Source organism: Streptomyces racemochromogenes (assembly GCF_044129415.1).
Lineage (GTDB): Bacteria > Actinomycetota > Actinomycetes > Streptomycetales > Streptomycetaceae > Streptomyces > Streptomyces racemochromogenes_A.
The window spans coordinates 1-14,588 of sequence record NZ_JBBDHD010000037.1 but is presented as its reverse complement, the minus strand read 5'-3'; the positions used below and the strand labels follow the sequence as shown (position 1 = coordinate 14,588).

22 protein-coding genes are annotated in these 14,588 nt (G+C 74.4%); 14 read left to right on the top strand and 8 right to left on the bottom strand.

Going from position 1 to position 14,588, the window contains the following annotated elements; all coding sequences use genetic code 11:
• The first annotated feature begins 225 nt into the window (after positions 1–225).
• Both WDV06_RS16715 and WDV06_RS16710 read left to right on the top strand, forming a co-directional pair.
• On the top strand, positions 226–774 hold the full coding sequence (locus WDV06_RS16715) for a DUF6328 family protein (RefSeq protein WP_395510536.1): 549 nt from the start codon (positions 226–228) through the stop codon (positions 772–774).
• Between the two features lie 89 nt (positions 775–863).
• A complete protein-coding gene (locus tag WDV06_RS16710; protein ID WP_395510535.1) occupies positions 864–1,037 on the top strand; it encodes a CsbD family protein in 174 nt (57 codons plus the stop codon).
• A 79-nt stretch (positions 1,038–1,116) separates the two neighbouring features.
• Here the strand turns inward: WDV06_RS16710 and WDV06_RS16705 are convergent, their stop codons facing one another.
• Positions 1,117–2,124: an SRPBCC family protein gene (locus tag WDV06_RS16705; protein WP_395510534.1), complete on the bottom strand. Its 1,008-nt coding sequence runs from the start codon at positions 2,122–2,124 to the stop codon at positions 1,117–1,119.
• Between the two features lie 4 nt (positions 2,125–2,128).
• The gene (locus WDV06_RS16700; RefSeq protein WP_395510533.1) at positions 2,129–3,046 is read right to left on the bottom strand and encodes a histone protein; all 918 of its coding nucleotides are present in this window, start codon (positions 3,044–3,046) and stop codon (positions 2,129–2,131) included.
• A 195-nt stretch (positions 3,047–3,241) separates the two neighbouring features.
• Here WDV06_RS16700 and WDV06_RS16695 point away from each other — a divergent pair, with 195 nt between their 5' ends.
• The 9 genes from WDV06_RS16695 to WDV06_RS16655 all read left to right on the top strand — a co-directional run bounded on the left by WDV06_RS16695 (position 3,242) and on the right by WDV06_RS16655 (position 7,458).
• Positions 3,242–3,538, top strand: a complete 297-nt coding sequence (locus WDV06_RS16695; RefSeq protein WP_395510532.1) for a gas vesicle protein GvpO — start codon at positions 3,242–3,244, stop codon at positions 3,536–3,538.
• 36 nt (positions 3,539–3,574) lie between these two features.
• Positions 3,575–4,057 carry a gas vesicle protein GvpJ gene (gvpJ, locus tag WDV06_RS16690; protein WP_395510531.1) on the top strand — a complete coding sequence of 161 codons (483 nt, stop codon included), beginning with the start codon at positions 3,575–3,577 and terminating at the stop codon, positions 4,055–4,057.
• A gap of 4 nt (positions 4,058–4,061) precedes the next feature.
• A complete protein-coding gene (locus WDV06_RS16685; protein ID WP_395510530.1) occupies positions 4,062–4,778 on the top strand; it encodes a GvpL/GvpF family gas vesicle protein in 717 nt (238 codons plus the stop codon).
• 28 nt (positions 4,779–4,806) lie between these two features.
• Positions 4,807–5,058 (top strand): gas vesicle protein GvpG, encoded by a 252-nt coding sequence (locus tag WDV06_RS16680; RefSeq protein WP_395510529.1) that lies wholly within the window; start codon positions 4,807–4,809, stop codon positions 5,056–5,058.
• 48 nt (positions 5,059–5,106) lie between these two features.
• On the top strand, positions 5,107–5,538 hold the full coding sequence (locus WDV06_RS16675) for a gas vesicle protein (protein WP_395510528.1): 432 nt from the start codon (positions 5,107–5,109) through the stop codon (positions 5,536–5,538).
• A complete protein-coding gene (locus WDV06_RS16670; protein ID WP_395510527.1) occupies positions 5,535–6,392 on the top strand; it encodes a GvpL/GvpF family gas vesicle protein in 858 nt (285 codons plus the stop codon). Before WDV06_RS16675 ends, WDV06_RS16670 begins: the two co-directional genes overlap by 4 nt.
• Positions 6,389–6,610: a gas vesicle protein gene (locus WDV06_RS16665; protein WP_395510526.1), complete on the top strand. Its 222-nt coding sequence runs from the start codon at positions 6,389–6,391 to the stop codon at positions 6,608–6,610. Before WDV06_RS16670 ends, WDV06_RS16665 begins: the two co-directional genes overlap by 4 nt.
• Positions 6,600–7,004 carry a gas vesicle protein K gene (locus tag WDV06_RS16660; protein ID WP_395510525.1) on the top strand — a complete coding sequence of 135 codons (405 nt, stop codon included), beginning with the start codon at positions 6,600–6,602 and terminating at the stop codon, positions 7,002–7,004. Before WDV06_RS16665 ends, WDV06_RS16660 begins: the two co-directional genes overlap by 11 nt.
• Positions 7,005–7,071: 67 nt before the next feature.
• Positions 7,072–7,458, top strand: a complete 387-nt coding sequence (locus WDV06_RS16655; RefSeq protein ID WP_395510524.1) for a hypothetical protein — start codon at positions 7,072–7,074, stop codon at positions 7,456–7,458.
• A 19-nt stretch (positions 7,459–7,477) separates the two neighbouring features.
• On the opposite strand, the gene WDV06_RS16650 is transcribed toward WDV06_RS16655, so the two are convergent.
• Entirely contained in the window at positions 7,478–7,954 is a 477-nt protein-coding gene (locus WDV06_RS16650) for a cupin domain-containing protein (protein ID WP_395510523.1), read from the bottom strand.
• Positions 7,955–8,233: 279 nt separating this feature from the next.
• Here WDV06_RS16650 and WDV06_RS16645 point away from each other — a divergent pair, with 279 nt between their 5' ends.
• Together WDV06_RS16645 and WDV06_RS16640 are read left to right on the top strand one after the other, a co-directional pair.
• Positions 8,234–8,857, top strand: coding sequence for an STAS domain-containing protein (locus tag WDV06_RS16645; protein ID WP_395510522.1), 624 nt, complete (start codon positions 8,234–8,236; stop codon positions 8,855–8,857).
• Between the two features lie 79 nt (positions 8,858–8,936).
• Entirely contained in the window at positions 8,937–9,626 is a 690-nt protein-coding gene (locus tag WDV06_RS16640) for a UdgX family uracil-DNA binding protein (protein WP_395510521.1), read from the top strand.
• Between the two features lie 13 nt (positions 9,627–9,639).
• Here the strand turns inward: WDV06_RS16640 and WDV06_RS16635 are convergent, their stop codons facing one another.
• From WDV06_RS16635 to WDV06_RS16615, 5 genes are all read right to left on the bottom strand, one after another.
• A complete protein-coding gene (locus tag WDV06_RS16635) occupies positions 9,640–10,422 on the bottom strand; it encodes a GAF and ANTAR domain-containing protein (protein WP_395510520.1) in 783 nt (260 codons plus the stop codon).
• Positions 10,415–11,170 carry an ANTAR domain-containing protein gene (locus tag WDV06_RS16630; protein WP_395510519.1) on the bottom strand — a complete coding sequence of 252 codons (756 nt, stop codon included), beginning with the start codon at positions 11,168–11,170 and terminating at the stop codon, positions 10,415–10,417. Before WDV06_RS16630 ends, WDV06_RS16635 begins: the two co-directional genes overlap by 8 nt.
• A 195-nt stretch (positions 11,171–11,365) precedes the next feature.
• Complete coding sequence (locus WDV06_RS16625) at positions 11,366–12,352, bottom strand: helix-turn-helix transcriptional regulator (protein WP_395510518.1); 987 nt, start codon at positions 12,350–12,352, stop codon at positions 11,366–11,368.
• 183 nt (positions 12,353–12,535) lie between these two features.
• A complete protein-coding gene (locus WDV06_RS16620; RefSeq protein ID WP_395510517.1) occupies positions 12,536–13,525 on the bottom strand; it encodes a helix-turn-helix transcriptional regulator in 990 nt (329 codons plus the stop codon).
• A 155-nt stretch (positions 13,526–13,680) separates the two neighbouring features.
• A complete protein-coding gene (locus tag WDV06_RS16615; RefSeq protein ID WP_395510516.1) occupies positions 13,681–13,956 on the bottom strand; it encodes an isoamylase early set domain-containing protein in 276 nt (91 codons plus the stop codon).
• A gap of 168 nt (positions 13,957–14,124) precedes the next feature.
• Here WDV06_RS16615 and guaA point away from each other — a divergent pair.
• Positions 14,125–14,588: glutamine-hydrolyzing GMP synthase (gene guaA, locus WDV06_RS16610; protein ID WP_463668216.1), on the top strand; the 464-nt coding region annotated here is incomplete at its 3' end.

Below are 14,588 nucleotides of genomic sequence, written 5' to 3'. Positions count from 1 at the left end.
GGCCCCGGCGCCGCCAGGGCGAGGGCCGGCGGTGGGGTCGTCGATTCCGGCGCCGGGGACCACGGTGTGACGCTGTGGCTGCACCCGCGTCCGCGCTGAAACCGCGCGGGCCGCGCCGCCGTGCGGCCGGGGAACGGCGGTGCGGCCCCGGGCGGTTCCGGCCTGGAGGGCCGCATGGCGGCCGCGTCGCGGGGCAGACGCACAGATCACCGCGAGGAGGCCGCCATGTCGAACCGGCTGCTCTTGAGGACGCACCAACGGGCCCGTCTGCTCGGCCCGGGCGACCGGCACGAGAGCTGCGACGAACGGGCGGACCGGCTGTGGGGTGAGCTGCTGCACGAGGTGCGCGTGGCCCTGACGGCCGTCCAGTTGCTCCTCGCGTTCCTGCTGGCCGCCCCGTTCACGCAGGTCTTCGGCCATCTCCCGGTCACCGACCACCTCCTGTACGTCGTCTGCGTGGTCCTCGGCGGCGCGGCCACGGGAGCGCTCACCGCTCCCGTGTGCCTGCACCGCCTCGTCACCGGCCTCGGGGTCAAGCCCGAGGCGGTGGTCTGGGCCGCGCGGCTGACGTTGACGGGGCTGGTCCTGCTGCTGGGCATGGTCGCCCTGGCCCTGCTGATCGTGCTGCGCACGGTCCTGGGCGCGCCCACGGCCCTGGTCGTGGACCTGACGGTGGTGGTGTGGTGTGCGAGCTGCTGGCTCGTCCCCACCGTCCTCGTCCGCCGGACGGCGGTACTGCGCCGCGGTGCCACCGTGCTCGACGCAGAGCGGTGACGGGGCGGAGAAAAACAGCGGTTCGGCGCATATGACTTGGTATGCCGGGAATGCGGCGTAGTGAAGCTCTGTCCAGGAGGTGAACACGCATGGCAGCGGGCAAGAAGGCCAAGAACATCGGCAAGGACGCCAAGGGCAAGGTCAAGGAGGCCACCGGCAAGATGGTCGGCAACGAGAGCCTCGAAACGAAGGGGCGTGCCGAGCAGGCCGTCGCCGACACGAAGCAGGCCGGACAGAAGGCCAAGGACGCCCTGAAGCACTAGCCGGGGGGCCGGCTCGTGCGGAGGCCGCCATCCCCGGGTGGGGGTGGCGGCCTCCGCACGAGGGCGTGGCGCCCCGCCGTCAGCGGCGGCGCCTGCGCCGGGGGCGCTCCTCCTCGTCGGGCTCTTCCTCTTCCTCTTCCTCTTCCGCTTCTGCCTCTGGTTCCTCTTCCTCTTCCTCTTCGTCCTCGCCTTCCTCCGCTTCCTCTCCCTCTTCGGGTTCGTCCTCCTCCTCGCCGTACTCCTCGTACTCCTCGTCCCCGTCCTCGTCCTGCCCCTCCTGTTCCACGGCCTCCTCGTGGGTGGTCACCACCTCACCGTCGCGGATCTCGCCGCGCCACCCGTCGGGGTCCTCGTCGCCGGAGAGCGTCACGTGGCGCAGGAAGTGCTTCAGGTCCAGGCGCATCCGCCGGCCCTGGGCCCGCCAGAGGTTTCCGGTCCGTTCGAACAGCCCTGACGGGTAGTACTCGACCACCAGGAGGATTCGGGTGAGGGACGGCCCCAGTTCGTGGAAACTGACGCATCCGCGGGTGGTTCCCTTGGGCCCGTCGGAGGTCCACACGATCCGGTCGTCGGGTATCTGGTCCTGGATGGTGGCCTTCCACGTACGGGTGGACGGGCCGACCTTGACCTTCCAGGCGGAGGTCGTTTCGTCGTCCTGGGAGACGCTGCGCACCCCCTTGGCGAAGCCGCTGAAGTCCTCCAACCGGGTCCAGTGGTCGTAGGCGGTGCGCACGGGTACGCCGATGTCGACGGACTCGGCGATGTGGGTGGGCTTGGAGCCCCCCTTGCGGCTCTTGCCTTTGCCTCCGCCCAGCAGCCCGCTGCCGACCTCCTTGGCCTTGTCCACGATGCCGCCCATGGCGGCTTTGACGGGCGAGTCGCCCTGGAGCAGCCGGCCTCCGATGCCGGCCAGGGAACCGCCGTTGTCCACCACGTCGTAGAGCTGGTCGGTGAAGTCGTCGATCTTGTCGGCGGCCTTGTCGGCCAGGTTCCCGGCCTGCGCCGAGAGGTACTCGCCGAGTTCGCCGAGCAGTTGGTCCACAGGAGACGTCTTGCTCCCCGAGGGGGAGCGTTCGGTGGTGGCCATGGCGCTACCTCCGCGTCGACGGCTTGCGGGCCGACGTCTTCTTCGCCGGCGCGGCGGTCTTCTTGGCCGTCCCGCTGCGGGCCGACCGGCCGGTGGCGGCCTTCTTGGCGGGTGTCCGCTTGGCGGGCGTCCGCTTGGCCGGCGCCTTCTTCGCGGCCGGCTTGGCCGCCGGCCTCGCCGCAGCGGCCTTCTTCGCCGGGGCACGGCGCGGCGAGGCGGCCTTCTTCGCCGGGGCGGCCGCCTTCTTGGACGCCCTGCCGCCGGAAGCGGGCTTCTTCGCCGGCTCGGCGGCCGCCTTGCGGGCGGGGGCGGCGCGCGAGGAGGTCCGGGGTGACGCGGAGGCACGCGAGGGAGTCCGGCGGGGGCGCGGTGCGGCCCGCGCCTTGCGCGGCGGCTCTTCTTCCTCGTCCTCGCCCGGTTCCTCCTCTTCTTCGTCCTCCTCGTCTCCGTCTGCGGCTTCTTCCTCCTCCTCTTCGTCCTCCGGTTCCGCCTCGTCCTCGTATGCGTCCTCCTCGGGCTCCTCGTCCTCGTAGGCCCGGTCCTCGTCCTCGGCCTCGGCCTCGTCCGCGTAGGCGTCCTCGTCCTCGTCCTTCGCCTTGTCCTCGGGGCCCCGGGTGAGTTCGAGGGTGCGCTCGTGCAGCGTGTCGGCCAGGCCGGACAGCTGCCGGTTGGCGGCCGCGGCGAGGGCCTTGCGGCCGGCCTCGAAGGCTTCGCCGCGCACCTGCTCACCGAGTTCCGCGACCTGGGGCATTTCGCCGAGCTTCTTCAGTCCCTGCGTCATGAGCTGGCCCGGGTCGAGGCCGAACCTGCGGCCCGCGAGGTAGGTGGCCAGGGAGAGGGCCATGCGCCCCTTCTTCGCCCGGCCCAGTAGGTAGCCCCCTGCGATGGCGGCCGCCAGGGCGATCTTGCTCGCGTCGTCCATCAGCCTGGTCCCTTCCAAAGGTGGTCGGTCAACGCGCCGTGCCGGGGGTCGTCCGACCCGGGCGGTACCTAGAGGCCTGCTCGCACCGATGGAGAATATGCGGCATATGCCAAAAAAGTCCCATATAAGAGGTATGTTCCAGGCACACCTGGGGAGGGGCGCTAGTCCATGGAGATTCGTTCACGAGGGGAGCACATGGCCACGCGACGCCCAGCCCGCAAGCGCGGTGCGCCCGGTGCGGCCGCCGTGCTGCGGGCCGCCGCCGAGCAACTGGCCGAGCTGCTGGGGCGGACGCCCGACTCGGTCTCCTCCGTGAAACCCACGGAGGACGGCTGGGAGGCGGTCGTCGAGGTGGTCGAGCTGGAGCGCATTCCCGACACCACCAGCGTCATGGGCAGTTACACCGTGTCGCTGGACGAGGAAGGCGAACTGATCTCCTACGAGAGGACCCGGAGGTACAGCCGGGGCACGGTCGACCGGCCGGGCCGCTGACACCACACCGGACCGGCAGGGAAGGGAAGCGACGCCATGACGATGATGCCGCAGGGATCGGGAGCGGTCGTCAGGAGCGACGGCGGGGGCGGAACCTCAAGCAGTCTCTACGACGTCCTGGAACTCATCCTCGACCGGGGACTGGTCATCGACGTCTTCGTGCGCATCTCCCTGGTCGGAATCGAGCTGGTGAAGATCGACGCGCGCATCGTGGTGGCCAGCGTGGACACCTACCTGCGTTTCGCCGAGGCCTGCAACCGGCTCGATCTGGAGACGGGCCGCAAGGCCCCCGCGCAGCTTCCGGACGTCGTCGGCGACATGGTCGAGGGCGGCAGCCGGGGCAAGGCCAAGGGCGCCCTGAGCGGCGCCGTCGACGCCGTGAAGCAGTCGCTGACCGGCGGGAGCGACGAGGACGAGGACGACGAGCAGGAGGAGCCGGAGGAGGAGCCGGTGGAGGAAGAGCGGCCCGTCCGGCGCCGCAGGACCGCGCACCGGCCGGCGCGCCGGGAGAGGGAGTGACCCCATGGCCGTCTACGTGTACGCGGTGGCCCGGGGCGATCACCCCTGCCGCCTGGACGGCCTCACCGGCATCGGCTCCGGGGAACCGCCCGTGCGGGTGGTGGAGAGCGCAGGACTCCGGGCCGTGGTCAGCGACGTGGAGGAGGAGGTGCGGCCCCGGCGACGGGACATCGCCGCCCACCAGGCGGTCCTGGACCGGCTCCTCGCCGACGGGACCCCGCTGCCGCTGCGGTTCGGCTACACCGCGCCCGACGACGACAGCGTGCGCCGGGTCCTCGACGAGCGTGCCGCCACCTACCTCGACGCCCTGGCCGGCGTCCAGGGGTGCGCGGAGTACAACATCAAGGCGGGGCAGGAGCAGAGCGTCCTGCTGCGCAGCATCCTGGACGCGTCACCGCGCGCGAGCAGCCTCAACGACGAGATCCTCTCCGGGCACACGGACCCCAGACTCCCGCTGGAACTGGGGCAGCTGGTCGCCGCCGAGGTGGAGGCGCGCCGCTCGACCGCGTCCACGGAACTGATCCGGGCCCTGGCCCCGATGGCCCGCGCGTACGTCGTCCACCCGCCCACCGGCGAGGACTTCCTCAACCTCTCCCTGCTCATCCCCCGGGACGGCGAAGACACCTTCCTCGACGCGCACGCCGGGCTCGCCCGAGAGACCGGCGAGGGGGTGCGCACCCGGGTGGCGGGGCCGCTCCCGCCGTACAGCTTCGTTCCGTAGGGCGACAGGACGAGAGGAGCGCCCGGCCATGGGACTGCTCGGCAAACTGATCACCGCTCCCCTGCTGCCGGTGCGCGCCGCGCTCTGGGCGGCCGAGCGCGTGGCGCAGGAGGCGGAGGCCCGCTACTACGACCCCGCCCCGGTCTGGGCCGGACTCGCCGAACTCGAACGCCTCCTGGTCGAGGGGCAGATCGACCAGGAGACGTTCGACCGCGAGGAGGAGGTGCTGCTCGACCGCCTGAGGGAGATCGAGGAGTTCCGCGGCCGCACCGGCCGGTGACATGACCCGACGCGACGCGATACGACGAGACCGCCGGAGGTGAGTGCGGTGACCGACCCGATGGCCCGCAGCTTCGGCCCGGGTCCCGCCATGGCCGGATACCCGCCGGGTTCCTCGGCCAGCCTGGCGGACATCCTGGAGCGCGTGCTGGACAAGGGCATCGTGATCGCCGGCGACATCCGCATCAACCTGCTGGACATAGAGCTGCTGACGATCAAACTGCGCCTCCTGATCGCCTCCGTGGACAAGGCCAAGGAGATGGGCATCGACTGGTGGGAGCACGACGCCTCGTTGTCCTCCCGCGGCGAGGACGGCTCGCTGGCCGCCGAGAACGAGCGGCTGCGCGCCGAACTGGCGCGGTTGCGCCGCACCCCCGCGCTGCCCGAGGCGCAGGGGGAGCCCGGGGTCGCCGGGTCAGCCGCCCGCCGGGAGGACGAGGCCCCCGTCCGCGGCCCGGCGAAGCGCAGGCCACGGTCATGAACGCCCCGCCCGCCCCGTCGACCCCGCCGGAGGCGCTGCTGACGTACGTGTACGCCGTCGCGCCCCCGGCGCCCGCGGTACGGCGGCTGCTGCCGTCCCTCACCGGTGTGGAGGGCCGCCCCGTCACGCTGCTGCACGCCCCCGGCGACGATCCGGGGCCGGTCGCCTTCGTCATCAGCGACGTTCCGCGCCCGGAGTGGGACGAGGACGCGCTCAAGGCCCGCTTCGAGGACCTGCGGTGGCTGGAGGACGCCGCACGCCACCACCACCGGGTCGTCGAGGCCCTGGCCGCGCACACCACGGTCCTGCCCCTGCGCCTGGCCACGCTCTACGCCGACCACGCCGGCGCGCTGGGCGTCCTGCGCACGCAGGGGCAGGCCTTCGCCACGCTGCTGGCGCGTCTCAGCGGTCACACCGAGTACGGGGTCAAGCTCTACGTCCGCCCGGCCGCCGCCCCGGACCCGGCCGTTCCCGCCGATTCCGCCGCGCCGTCCGCCGCCGTGAGCCCCGGCCGGGCCTACCTCCAGGCCCGGCGGAGCCAGCGCACCGCCCACGAGGACCACCACCGGCAGGCCCGTCTGGCCGCCGAACGCCTGGCCGACGTCGCCCGCCGCCACACCTCCGACCGGGTGAGCCACCCGGTGCAGAGCGGCCCGCTCGCCGCCGCGGCGCCGGGGGAGAACGTCCTCAACGACGCCTATCTGGTGGCCGACGCCGACGCGGAGGCCTTCCTGGCGGCCCTGGACGGCGTCGCCCGCGGGCTCCCCGGGATCCGGGTGGAGGTGACGGGCCCGTGGGCGCCCTACTCCTTCGCCGCCGCCACACCCCCGCCTGCGGCGCCGTGGACGCCATGACACCCGCCGACCACCGCGACGTCTCCCTGCCCGGACGGCAGGTCGCCCTCGTCGACCTCCTCGACCGGCTCCTGGCGGGCGGGGTCGTCATCGCGGGCGACATCGTGCTGTCGATCGCCGACATCGACCTCGTCCGCATCTCCCTGCGCGCCCTGGTCTGCTCCGCCGCCACCGTCGACGGCCCCCGACCGCCGGGCGGTGACCGCGATGGCCGCTGACCGCCCCTCCCCGGACGGTCCCGCCGCGGCCGACCTGCGCGGTGTCGGCGACGCGATGGCCGAGGCGCTGCGCCTGCTGCCCGCCGCCCCCGCCGAGACGGCCGGCCCGCACGGGCCCGCCCGACGGGTCCGCACCGGCCCGGACAGTGCAGCGGAGGACCTCGTGAAGCTCGTCCTCACCGTCGTGGAGCTGCTGCGCCAGCTCATCGAACGCCAGGCCCTGCGGCGCGTCGAGGCGGGCGGCCTCAGCGAGGCCCAGGAGGAGGAACTCGGCGCCACGCTGCTGGCCCTCCACGACCGGATGACGGAGCTGTGCGCCCAGCACGGCTACAGTCTCGCCGACCTCAACCTCGACCTGGGGCCCCTCGGCCCGCTGCTGCCCCCGTCCGGCTGAGGGCGGATCCGGGGCGAGGGCGCGTTTCCCGCGGCGCCGCGCGCGGCGTGGGGCTAGGCTCCCCACAATGGAGCGCGCAGAGATACTCAAGCGGGTGATCGGCATCCTCACCGAGGCCCAGGACGTCCGCCGGGCCGTGGAGAACGGGGGCGACGGCGACGACGCCCTGGCCGGGGAGACCGGTGCGGCGCAGGCGCCGGGGGTGGCGACCCTGCTGCTGAACGAGATGCTGCCGTCGATCCGGGTCCCGGCCGACGCGACGCCTCAGCAGGTGGCGGCCCTGGTGGCCGAGGCCCTCGGGCCGGCCCTGCACACGATGGTCTCCGGGTTCAGCCTGGCGTTCACCAGCCTGGCGATCGCGCACGACAGCGGGCGCACGGACGTGTCCTCCATCGAGGTCCTTCAGGAACTCGCCCTGGAGGTCGAGGCGGGCACCTACGACGAGGGCGCCTGACGCGGGTCCGGGGTGGGCCTCAGGGCAGGCCCAGGCGCAGCGGCAGGCCGTCCGGGCCGTCCGCCTCGGCGGGCGCGGCGGGCGTGGCGAACACGTGGACGGTGACGGTCGGCCCGGCGTCGCGTGCCGCGTGCATGCGGTGGTAGAAGGTCTCGTCGAAGCAGAAGGCGTTGCCCGCACCGATCTCCGTGGTGTGCGGGGCGCTGCCCAGCCGGGCCCGCTCGTGGGTGAGGGCGCCGCGCGCCACGTACACCGCGCCCCTGACCCGTTCGTGGTCCAGGTAGCAGGTTCCCGGCGGCATGTGGTGCCAGCTGATCGCCCAGACGCCGATCCGGTCGGCGCGGAACAGCTGGATCCAGCTGCCCTCGCCGTCCGGTTCGGCCAGCCGGGAGCGCCAGCGGAGGTAGTCGCGGCCCACCTCGTAGGCGATCTCCATCAGTTCCTCGGGCTCGGGGGCCGGACCGTTCGGGCACCGGACCGTCGGTTGCGTCTCCATGCACACCCACCGCCTCACACACCGCGGTCCCCGGACCGGGGCACCGCTGCGGCTCCGGGCCGCGGCTGGGCCGGGCCGGTGCCGTCCGTTCGCCGGACGCCTGCCCGGCCGCGCGCACTTCATGCCCCGCCCCTGCCCGGCTCCCCCTGCCGGGCCGACGGGAGGGGCGGTCCTGGGCGGAGTTCGCCGGGCGGACGGCGCCGGGGCGGGGCTTCGTTCGGGGGGCAGCGCCGGTGGGGCCGGCGGGGCCATGATGGGAAAGCCTGGAAGGAGTCTGCCGTGGCCGCGTCCGTCGCCTACACCCCGAAGGCCGGGCAGCCGCCCGCCCACCCCTACCTGGCCACGAGCGTCGACGGCGGCGGGGGCCGGACGGTGGTCTGCGTGGCCGGGTCGATCGACGACGTGGACGTCCCCGATCTGCTGGCGACCTGCGAGGCCGCGCTGACGGCCTCACCCGCCGGCATCGACCTGGACCTGGCCCGCGTCACCTTCTGCGCTCCGGGCGCCCGCACGGCCCTGACCGGGTACTGGGAGCGGGTCCGTGCGGGCGGCCCGGTCGTCCTGGTGACGGCCGCCGGCCCCGCGTTCCGCCCGCTCGTTCCGGCGCCGGCCGGACCGGCCGACCGGGCCGGCGGGGTGCGCGCCGTCGACGTCACGGCGTCGCTGGCCTCCTCGGGCTTCCCCCTGGGCAGTACGCCGGCCCAGCCGGGCGTCGACGTGCGGGAGGACGGGCGGGGCGGCGTGGCCGTCTCCTGGAACGCCCACGACGGCGGCAGGCCGGCCCACGCCATCCAGCGCACGGTACGGGCCGCCCTGCGCGCCGCCCTGGACGCGGCGGGGTACGAGACCGTCCCGCACGGGAACGTGCTGACGGTCGGGCGGCGCCGCGATGGCGGGCGGTGACGTTTGCCCCCACCGGCCCGGGTGAAGACGCCGGACGGGCCACGGCACTGTGTCCCGGGGCACGTCGGAGGTGAGCGGCATGGCGGGCACGCGGGAGAAGGCCGGCAGCGGGGCGGAGCACGACGCCCGCCCGTACGTGCCGCACACGGCCGACCTCGACGAGCTGGGCCGGGCGGCGGCCTCCTGCCGCGGCTGCCCGCTGTACGCGGCGGCGACGCAGACGGTGTTCGGTGCGGGACCGCGGCGGGCCCGCCTGGTCCTGGTGGGCGAACAGCCCGGGGACCGTGAGGACCGGGAGGGGGAGCCGTTCGTCGGGCCCGCCGGCGCGCTGCTGCGCCGGGCCCTGGCCGAGGCGGGTCTCGACGAGTCGTCCGCGTACTTCACCAACGCGGTGAAGCACTTCAAGTTCACCGTGCCGGAGCCGGGCAAGCGCCGGATCCACAAGGCGCCGAGCCTGCGCGAGATGACGGCCTGCCGGCCGTGGCTGGTGGCGGAGCTCGCGGCGGTCCGGCCGCTCCTGGTCGTGGCCCTCGGGGCGACGGCCGGGCGGGCGCTGCTCGGCGGTCCCTTCCGGGTGGGTGACCACCGCGGCCTGCTGGAGCCGCTGCCCGCGGACGACGCGGCGCGGCGGGACGGGGCCTCACTGCCCGAGGCCCGGGTCCTGGTGACCGTGCACCCGTCGGCGGTGCTGCGCGCGCGGGACCGGGACGGCGCCTACCGGGGGCTGGTGGCCGACCTGCGGGTCGCCGCGCGGGCCCTCGGGGAGTGAGCCGGGGGCATCGTCACGGCCGCCGGGGCAGGGCGGTGATCCGGCCGAGGTCGAGGGAGCCCGCGACCAGGGCGTGGACGGTGTCCGCGAGTGAGACCCCGCGGTCGATGGTGTAGCCGCGCAGCAGCGCCGAGGCTTCCTCCACGCTCACCCCGGCATGCTGGGCGATCATGCCCTTGGCCATCTCCAGGGCGTTCTTGTAGGCGATGGCCGCCTGGGTCTTGGTGAGCACCTCGGCGCCGGGGTCCGGGTCGGCGCTCCAGTGGAGCAGGGACAGGGCGGCGGAGTCGGCGAGGGCCTGGGCGACCTCCGTCTGTTCCGCGTCCAGGCGTCCCTCGGCCCGGCGGAAGAGGGTCAGCGCGCCGATGACCTGCTCGTGCAGGCGCAGCGGGACGGTCTGCGTGGAGCGGTACCCGACCTCCAGCGCGGCCGTGGCCAGTTCCGGCCACCGGTGGCGGTCCGCCGCGAGGTCGGGAACGGAGAGGGGCAGGCCGCTGTGGTAGCAGTCCAGGCAGGGTCCGCTGCCGGTCTGGAGCTGGAGGAGCTCCAGCAGGACGGCGTCCTCCCCGGACGCGGCCATGATGCGCAGGCCGCCGCGGGCATCGCCCATCATCACGCCGCCGGCGTCGGCGTCGAGGAGGCCCACGCAGTGGCGGACCAGGCCGTCGAAGAGGCTCAGGGGGTCGAAGCCGGGTGCGAGGGTGTCCGCAAGGCTGACGAAGGCCCTGGCCAACTGCTGTTCGCGGGTCATCTCGGTCGCCTGCTTCCGGTCCCTGGTGGGCTTGGCACTAGTCATTCTCGGTGAAGTCGATTCTGCGCAGGAGCACGTCCTCGGCGACCTCGGTCGCGGTGCGCCCCTCGCGGAAGGCCCGGGCGCGCAACAGGAGCAGTGCCTCGTCCGCCTTGGCTCCGAGCTGGGCCATCAGCATGCCGGCCGCCTGGTACACCTCATTGTGGGCCTCTCCGGCGCCGTGGAGCCAGGAGGCGACGCCCTCGGGGGACGCCTTGCCGTGGTCGAGGCCGGCGAGGACCGCGGTGGAGGCGTCGGCGGCGAGGACGGCCGACGCCAGGTCGGCGGGTGCCAGCCTGCCGGCCGTGTCGCGGTAGAGGTCGAGCGTTCCGATCACCACGGTGGAGTTGCCGAGCGGGATGGCGTACATGGCCCGGGCCCCGGTCTGGAGGGCCTGCGGCACGAACAGCGGCCAGCGCCTGGCGTCCTGGGACAGGTCCGGGGCGAGGACCGGGGCGGAAACCTCGGCGGCCCGTACCCCCGGGCCCTCCCCGAGCGTGAACTGGATGTCGGCCAGGCGGCTCGCCGTGGCGTCGGTGGCGCCGAGGGTGGTGCTGTAGATGCCCTCGGCGGTCAGGTTGAGGGCCAGGCCGGTCACGGGCAGGAGGTTCAGGAGGGCGGCGCAGAGCCGTCCGGGCACGTCTTCGGCGGGCACGCCCGTCAGAGCGGTCGCGATCTCGCGCACGACCGCGATCCGCAGCTCGCTGAGGGAAGGGCCGTTCCCCCCGCCGTCCCCCGCCGGGTTCTCGGTCATGCGCGCACCTCCCTGCCGTTCTTGTCCTGTGCCCCGGGGCGCCTGCCGTGCGTGACGCCAGGTGTACGGACGTATTCTGCCGGGTGACCGGGCCGCCCGGCGGGCGGCGGGTGCGCGGGCGTGGCTCCGGGCCGGGACCGGGCCCGGCGGAGTGTCCGCCCGTCGCCTCCTCCTGCCGGTCGGGACATCCGGGGATCAGTCTCCGCCCGGGTGCCGGAGGGTCTGTGAGGGCGTGGCCCCGTACGCGCTGCGGTAGGCGGCCGCGAACCGGCCGGCATGCGCGAAGCCCCAGCGTGCGGCGACCTCCGTCACCGTGACCGGGCCCGCCGGGTCCGCGGCCCGCAGCTCCGCGTGGACCTCTGCGAGGCGCACCCTGCGCAGGTAGGTCAGCGGCGTGGTACCGGCGTGCCGGGCGAAGGCGTACTGGAGCGCCCTGGGGGTGACCGGCACGGATCCGGCGATCTCGGCCAGGCCGATGTCCCGGTCGGCGTTGTTCTCGATGAAGGCGACGGCGCGCCGCAGGGTGTCGGAGGTGGCGTCGGAGCCGCCGGGCCCGTCTCCGGTGGCCGTGACCGTGTCGTTGGGGAACACCGCGAGGGCGGTGGCGGCCAGGAGCCGCCCGGCCTCGGCGAGGATGAGCGGGGACCAGGGCGGACCCCCGGCGAACAGGGAGCGGCGGACGAACTCGGCGGTGCGCCGCCACATGCCGGCCCGGCTGTCGTCGAGGGGGGCGAGGCCGGTGAAGCGCACCGCCCGGTGCGCTCCCGCCTCGGCCCGCCCGGCCGCGGCCTGGACGGCGGCCCAGGGCACGGCCAGGCTCTCGACGGCCGCGTCCTGCGTACGGGCGGTGCGAGGGCGGCCCAGGCGGCCGCTCAGGAAGGTGTGGCCCGGCCCGAAGCGGTGTTCCTCGTGGCCCTCCGCCACGGTGACGCGGCCCGCCAGGAGGGTCGAGACGACCAGGAGGGAGGCCGGCCCCGCGGCGAAGCCGAGGGTGCCGGGCAGTTCCAGCTCGCCGGCCACGGCGGTGGGGGCGGCGACGCAGGAGACCCGGTAGGGGCGCGCGGCCGGGTCCGGGGCGCGGGCGGTGAGCCGTGTTCCGTAGACCGACGCGAGGAAGGCGGCGAGCGCTTCGGGGTCCCCGGTCGTGCAGTCGCGGCGCTCGGGGGCGGGGGGCCGTCGCATCGCTTCCTCTTCCTCGTGTCGGGGGGCCGCGGCCGGTCGGCCGCGCCGGCGCCGGGTGGCCGGCGGGTCGTCGGTGCCGGCCGCCGCAGGCGCCGCTCCCGGCACCTGCCCACCACGGCCCCGCGGTAACGGCGCGCGGCCCCTCGTCCCGGAACCGTCCTTCCGGGCGGCCCGGGCCACTCGTCACTCCCGCGCCCTGAAGGTCTGTGAGGGGGAGCGGCCGTACGCCTCCCGGTAGGTGGCGGCGAACCGGCCCGCGTGGGCGAAGCCCCAGCGGGCGGCGATGCGCGAGACGCTGAGCCCGTCGTCCGGCGCCGCGGCCCGGAGCTCGTCGTGGACGCGGGTGAGCCGGACCCGGCGCAGGTACCCGAGGGGGGTGGTGTCGGCGTGGCGGGCGAAGGCGTACTGGAGGGCGCGGGGGGTGACGGGTACGGCGGCGGCGATGTCGGCGAGCCCGATGTCCGCGGCGGCGTTGCCCTCGATGAAGGCGACGGCGCGCCGGAGGGTGTCGGAGGCGGTGTCGCGGCATTCGGCCGGCGGGGGGCCCTGCGAGTGTGCGCCGAGCACGGTGTTGGGGAACACGGCGAGCGCGGTCGCGGCCAGCAGCCGCGCCGATTCGACGAGGACCTGGGGGGAGGCGGGCAGGTCCGGTGCCAGCAGGGTCCGGTGCGCGAAGTCGGCGGTGCGCTGCCAGACCGTCGCGTGGGCCGCGTCGCACGGGAGCAGCCCGGTGAAGCGGACCGGCCGGTCGTCCCCGGGAACCGCGCGGCGGGCCGCCGTACGGACCGCGTCCCAGGGGATCGCCACCGTGCGCAGCTCCAGGTCCTCGGTGCGGGTGGTGAGGGAGTGGCCGAAGCGGCCGTCCAGGAAGGTCTGGCCGGCGGTCAGGGGGTACTCGTCGCGACCGTCGCGCAGGGTGAGACGGCCCGCCCGGACGGTGGCGACGACCAGCCACCGGGGCGGTCCCGAGACGAATCCGAGCCGGCCCGGGAGCACCAGGTCCCCGCCGGCGAGGTCGCCCGCGTCGGTGTGGGTGATGCGGTACGGCTCCGGGGCCGGGGTGAGAACGGTCAGTTCGACCCTGGAGCCGTAGGCGTCCTCCAGGAAGGCGCGGACGGTCCCGGCGTCGTGCGACACACAGGAGCGGCGTCCCGGAGCGGGTACGGCGGGCATCCGGTCTCCCTCCCGCGGGCGGGTCCACGCCGGCGGCTCCTCGCCCGGTCCGCCGACGGGGTCCACCCCACCAGACCGGGACGCCCTGCTCGTCGACCGACACTCGCCCCCGAGCGGGTGACCGGCCTCCGGCGGCCGGGGCGCCCGGGGGCGGCTCAGGTGGTCAGGCGGCTGTTGTCGCCCTCGTGGCCGTCGGCCTCGTCCTCGTTGAACCAGTAGTCCCCGGCGGCGAGGTAGCGGAAGTGGTGCACCCGCCGGGCCTCCAGCTTCACGGTGACGGCGCGCCGCCCGTCGGGGCGGGGGGTGAGGGGGTGGGCGCCGGGCGTCCAGTCGTTGAAGTCGCCGACGACGCTGACGTCGCCCGGGGGGTCCCCGGCGGGCAGGACGAAGGTCACCTCGGTGCGGTTCTTGTGAGCGGTGCGTTCCAGCACAAACGTTCCTCCCTGTGGGGGGCGGCCGTACGCGGATGTCGCGCGGCCGGCGCGGCGGCCTCCGGGCCGCGCGGGCTCCCCAGGTCTACCGCGTGGCGGGGCGGCGCGGGCGGACCCGGCGGCGCGCCCGGGAGGCGGGATTTCGCTCAGCGGATGTTCGGTGGGCCCGTGTCCCCGCCCGGCCCGGAGAGCACCACCGAAGAGAACAGCCCGCGCGCGCCGCAGTACGTATTCGAAGCAGGCGTACCGGTGTTCGGCGTTTGCTACGGTATGCAGACCATGGCGATGCAGCTGGGCGGCCACGTAGAAGGCTCTAACGAGCGTGAGTTCGGCTACGCACAGGTTGAAGTCGTCACCGACAGCGCGCTGGTGCGCGGTATCGAAGACTCCCTGACCGCAGACGGCAAACCGCTGCTGGACGTGTGGATGAGCCACGGCGACAAAGTCACCGCTATCCCGTCCGACTTCGTGACCGTTGCCAGCACTGAAAGCTGCCCGTTCGCGATCATGGCGAACGAAGAAAAACGCTTCTACGGCGTGCAGTTCCACCCGGAAGTGACCCACACCCGTCAGGGTATGCGCATGCTGGAGCGCTTCGTGCGTGACATCTGCCAGTGTGAAGCCCTGTGGAC

Excerpts from the sequence above, each read along its gene's own strand:
- WDV06_RS16685 (WP_395510530.1), top strand. The coding sequence starts at position 4,062 with ATGGCCGTCTACGTGTACGCGGTGGCCCGGGGCGATCACCCCTGCCGC.
- WDV06_RS16705 (WP_395510534.1), bottom strand. The coding sequence starts at position 2,124 with ATGGCCACCACCGAACGCTCCCCCTCGGGGAGCAAGACGTCTCCTGTG.
- WDV06_RS16635 (WP_395510520.1), bottom strand. The coding sequence starts at position 10,422 with ATGACTAGTGCCAAGCCCACCAGGGACCGGAAGCAGGCGACCGAGATG.
- gvpJ (WP_395510531.1), top strand. The coding sequence starts at position 3,575 with ATGACGATGATGCCGCAGGGATCGGGAGCGGTCGTCAGGAGCGACGGC.
- WDV06_RS16655 (WP_395510524.1), top strand. The coding sequence starts at position 7,072 with ATGGAGCGCGCAGAGATACTCAAGCGGGTGATCGGCATCCTCACCGAG.
- WDV06_RS16625 (WP_395510518.1), bottom strand. The coding sequence starts at position 12,352 with ATGCGACGGCCCCCCGCCCCCGAGCGCCGCGACTGCACGACCGGGGAC.
- WDV06_RS16670 (WP_395510527.1), top strand. The coding sequence starts at position 5,535 with ATGAACGCCCCGCCCGCCCCGTCGACCCCGCCGGAGGCGCTGCTGACG.
- WDV06_RS16710 (WP_395510535.1), top strand. The coding sequence starts at position 864 with ATGGCAGCGGGCAAGAAGGCCAAGAACATCGGCAAGGACGCCAAGGGC.
- WDV06_RS16665 (WP_395510526.1), top strand. The coding sequence starts at position 6,389 with ATGACACCCGCCGACCACCGCGACGTCTCCCTGCCCGGACGGCAGGTC.
- WDV06_RS16630 (WP_395510519.1), bottom strand. The coding sequence starts at position 11,170 with ATGACCGAGAACCCGGCGGGGGACGGCGGGGGGAACGGCCCTTCCCTC.
- WDV06_RS16620 (WP_395510517.1), bottom strand. The coding sequence starts at position 13,525 with ATGCCCGCCGTACCCGCTCCGGGACGCCGCTCCTGTGTGTCGCACGAC.
- WDV06_RS16660 (WP_395510525.1), top strand. The coding sequence starts at position 6,600 with ATGGCCGCTGACCGCCCCTCCCCGGACGGTCCCGCCGCGGCCGACCTG.
- WDV06_RS16695 (WP_395510532.1), top strand. The coding sequence starts at position 3,242 with ATGGCCACGCGACGCCCAGCCCGCAAGCGCGGTGCGCCCGGTGCGGCC.
- WDV06_RS16700 (WP_395510533.1), bottom strand. The coding sequence starts at position 3,046 with ATGGACGACGCGAGCAAGATCGCCCTGGCGGCCGCCATCGCAGGGGGC.
- WDV06_RS16680 (WP_395510529.1), top strand. The coding sequence starts at position 4,807 with ATGGGACTGCTCGGCAAACTGATCACCGCTCCCCTGCTGCCGGTGCGC.
- WDV06_RS16640 (WP_395510521.1), top strand. The coding sequence starts at position 8,937 with ATGGCGGGCACGCGGGAGAAGGCCGGCAGCGGGGCGGAGCACGACGCC.
- WDV06_RS16715 (WP_395510536.1), top strand. The coding sequence starts at position 226 with ATGTCGAACCGGCTGCTCTTGAGGACGCACCAACGGGCCCGTCTGCTC.
- WDV06_RS16650 (WP_395510523.1), bottom strand. The coding sequence starts at position 7,954 with ATGGAGACGCAACCGACGGTCCGGTGCCCGAACGGTCCGGCCCCCGAG.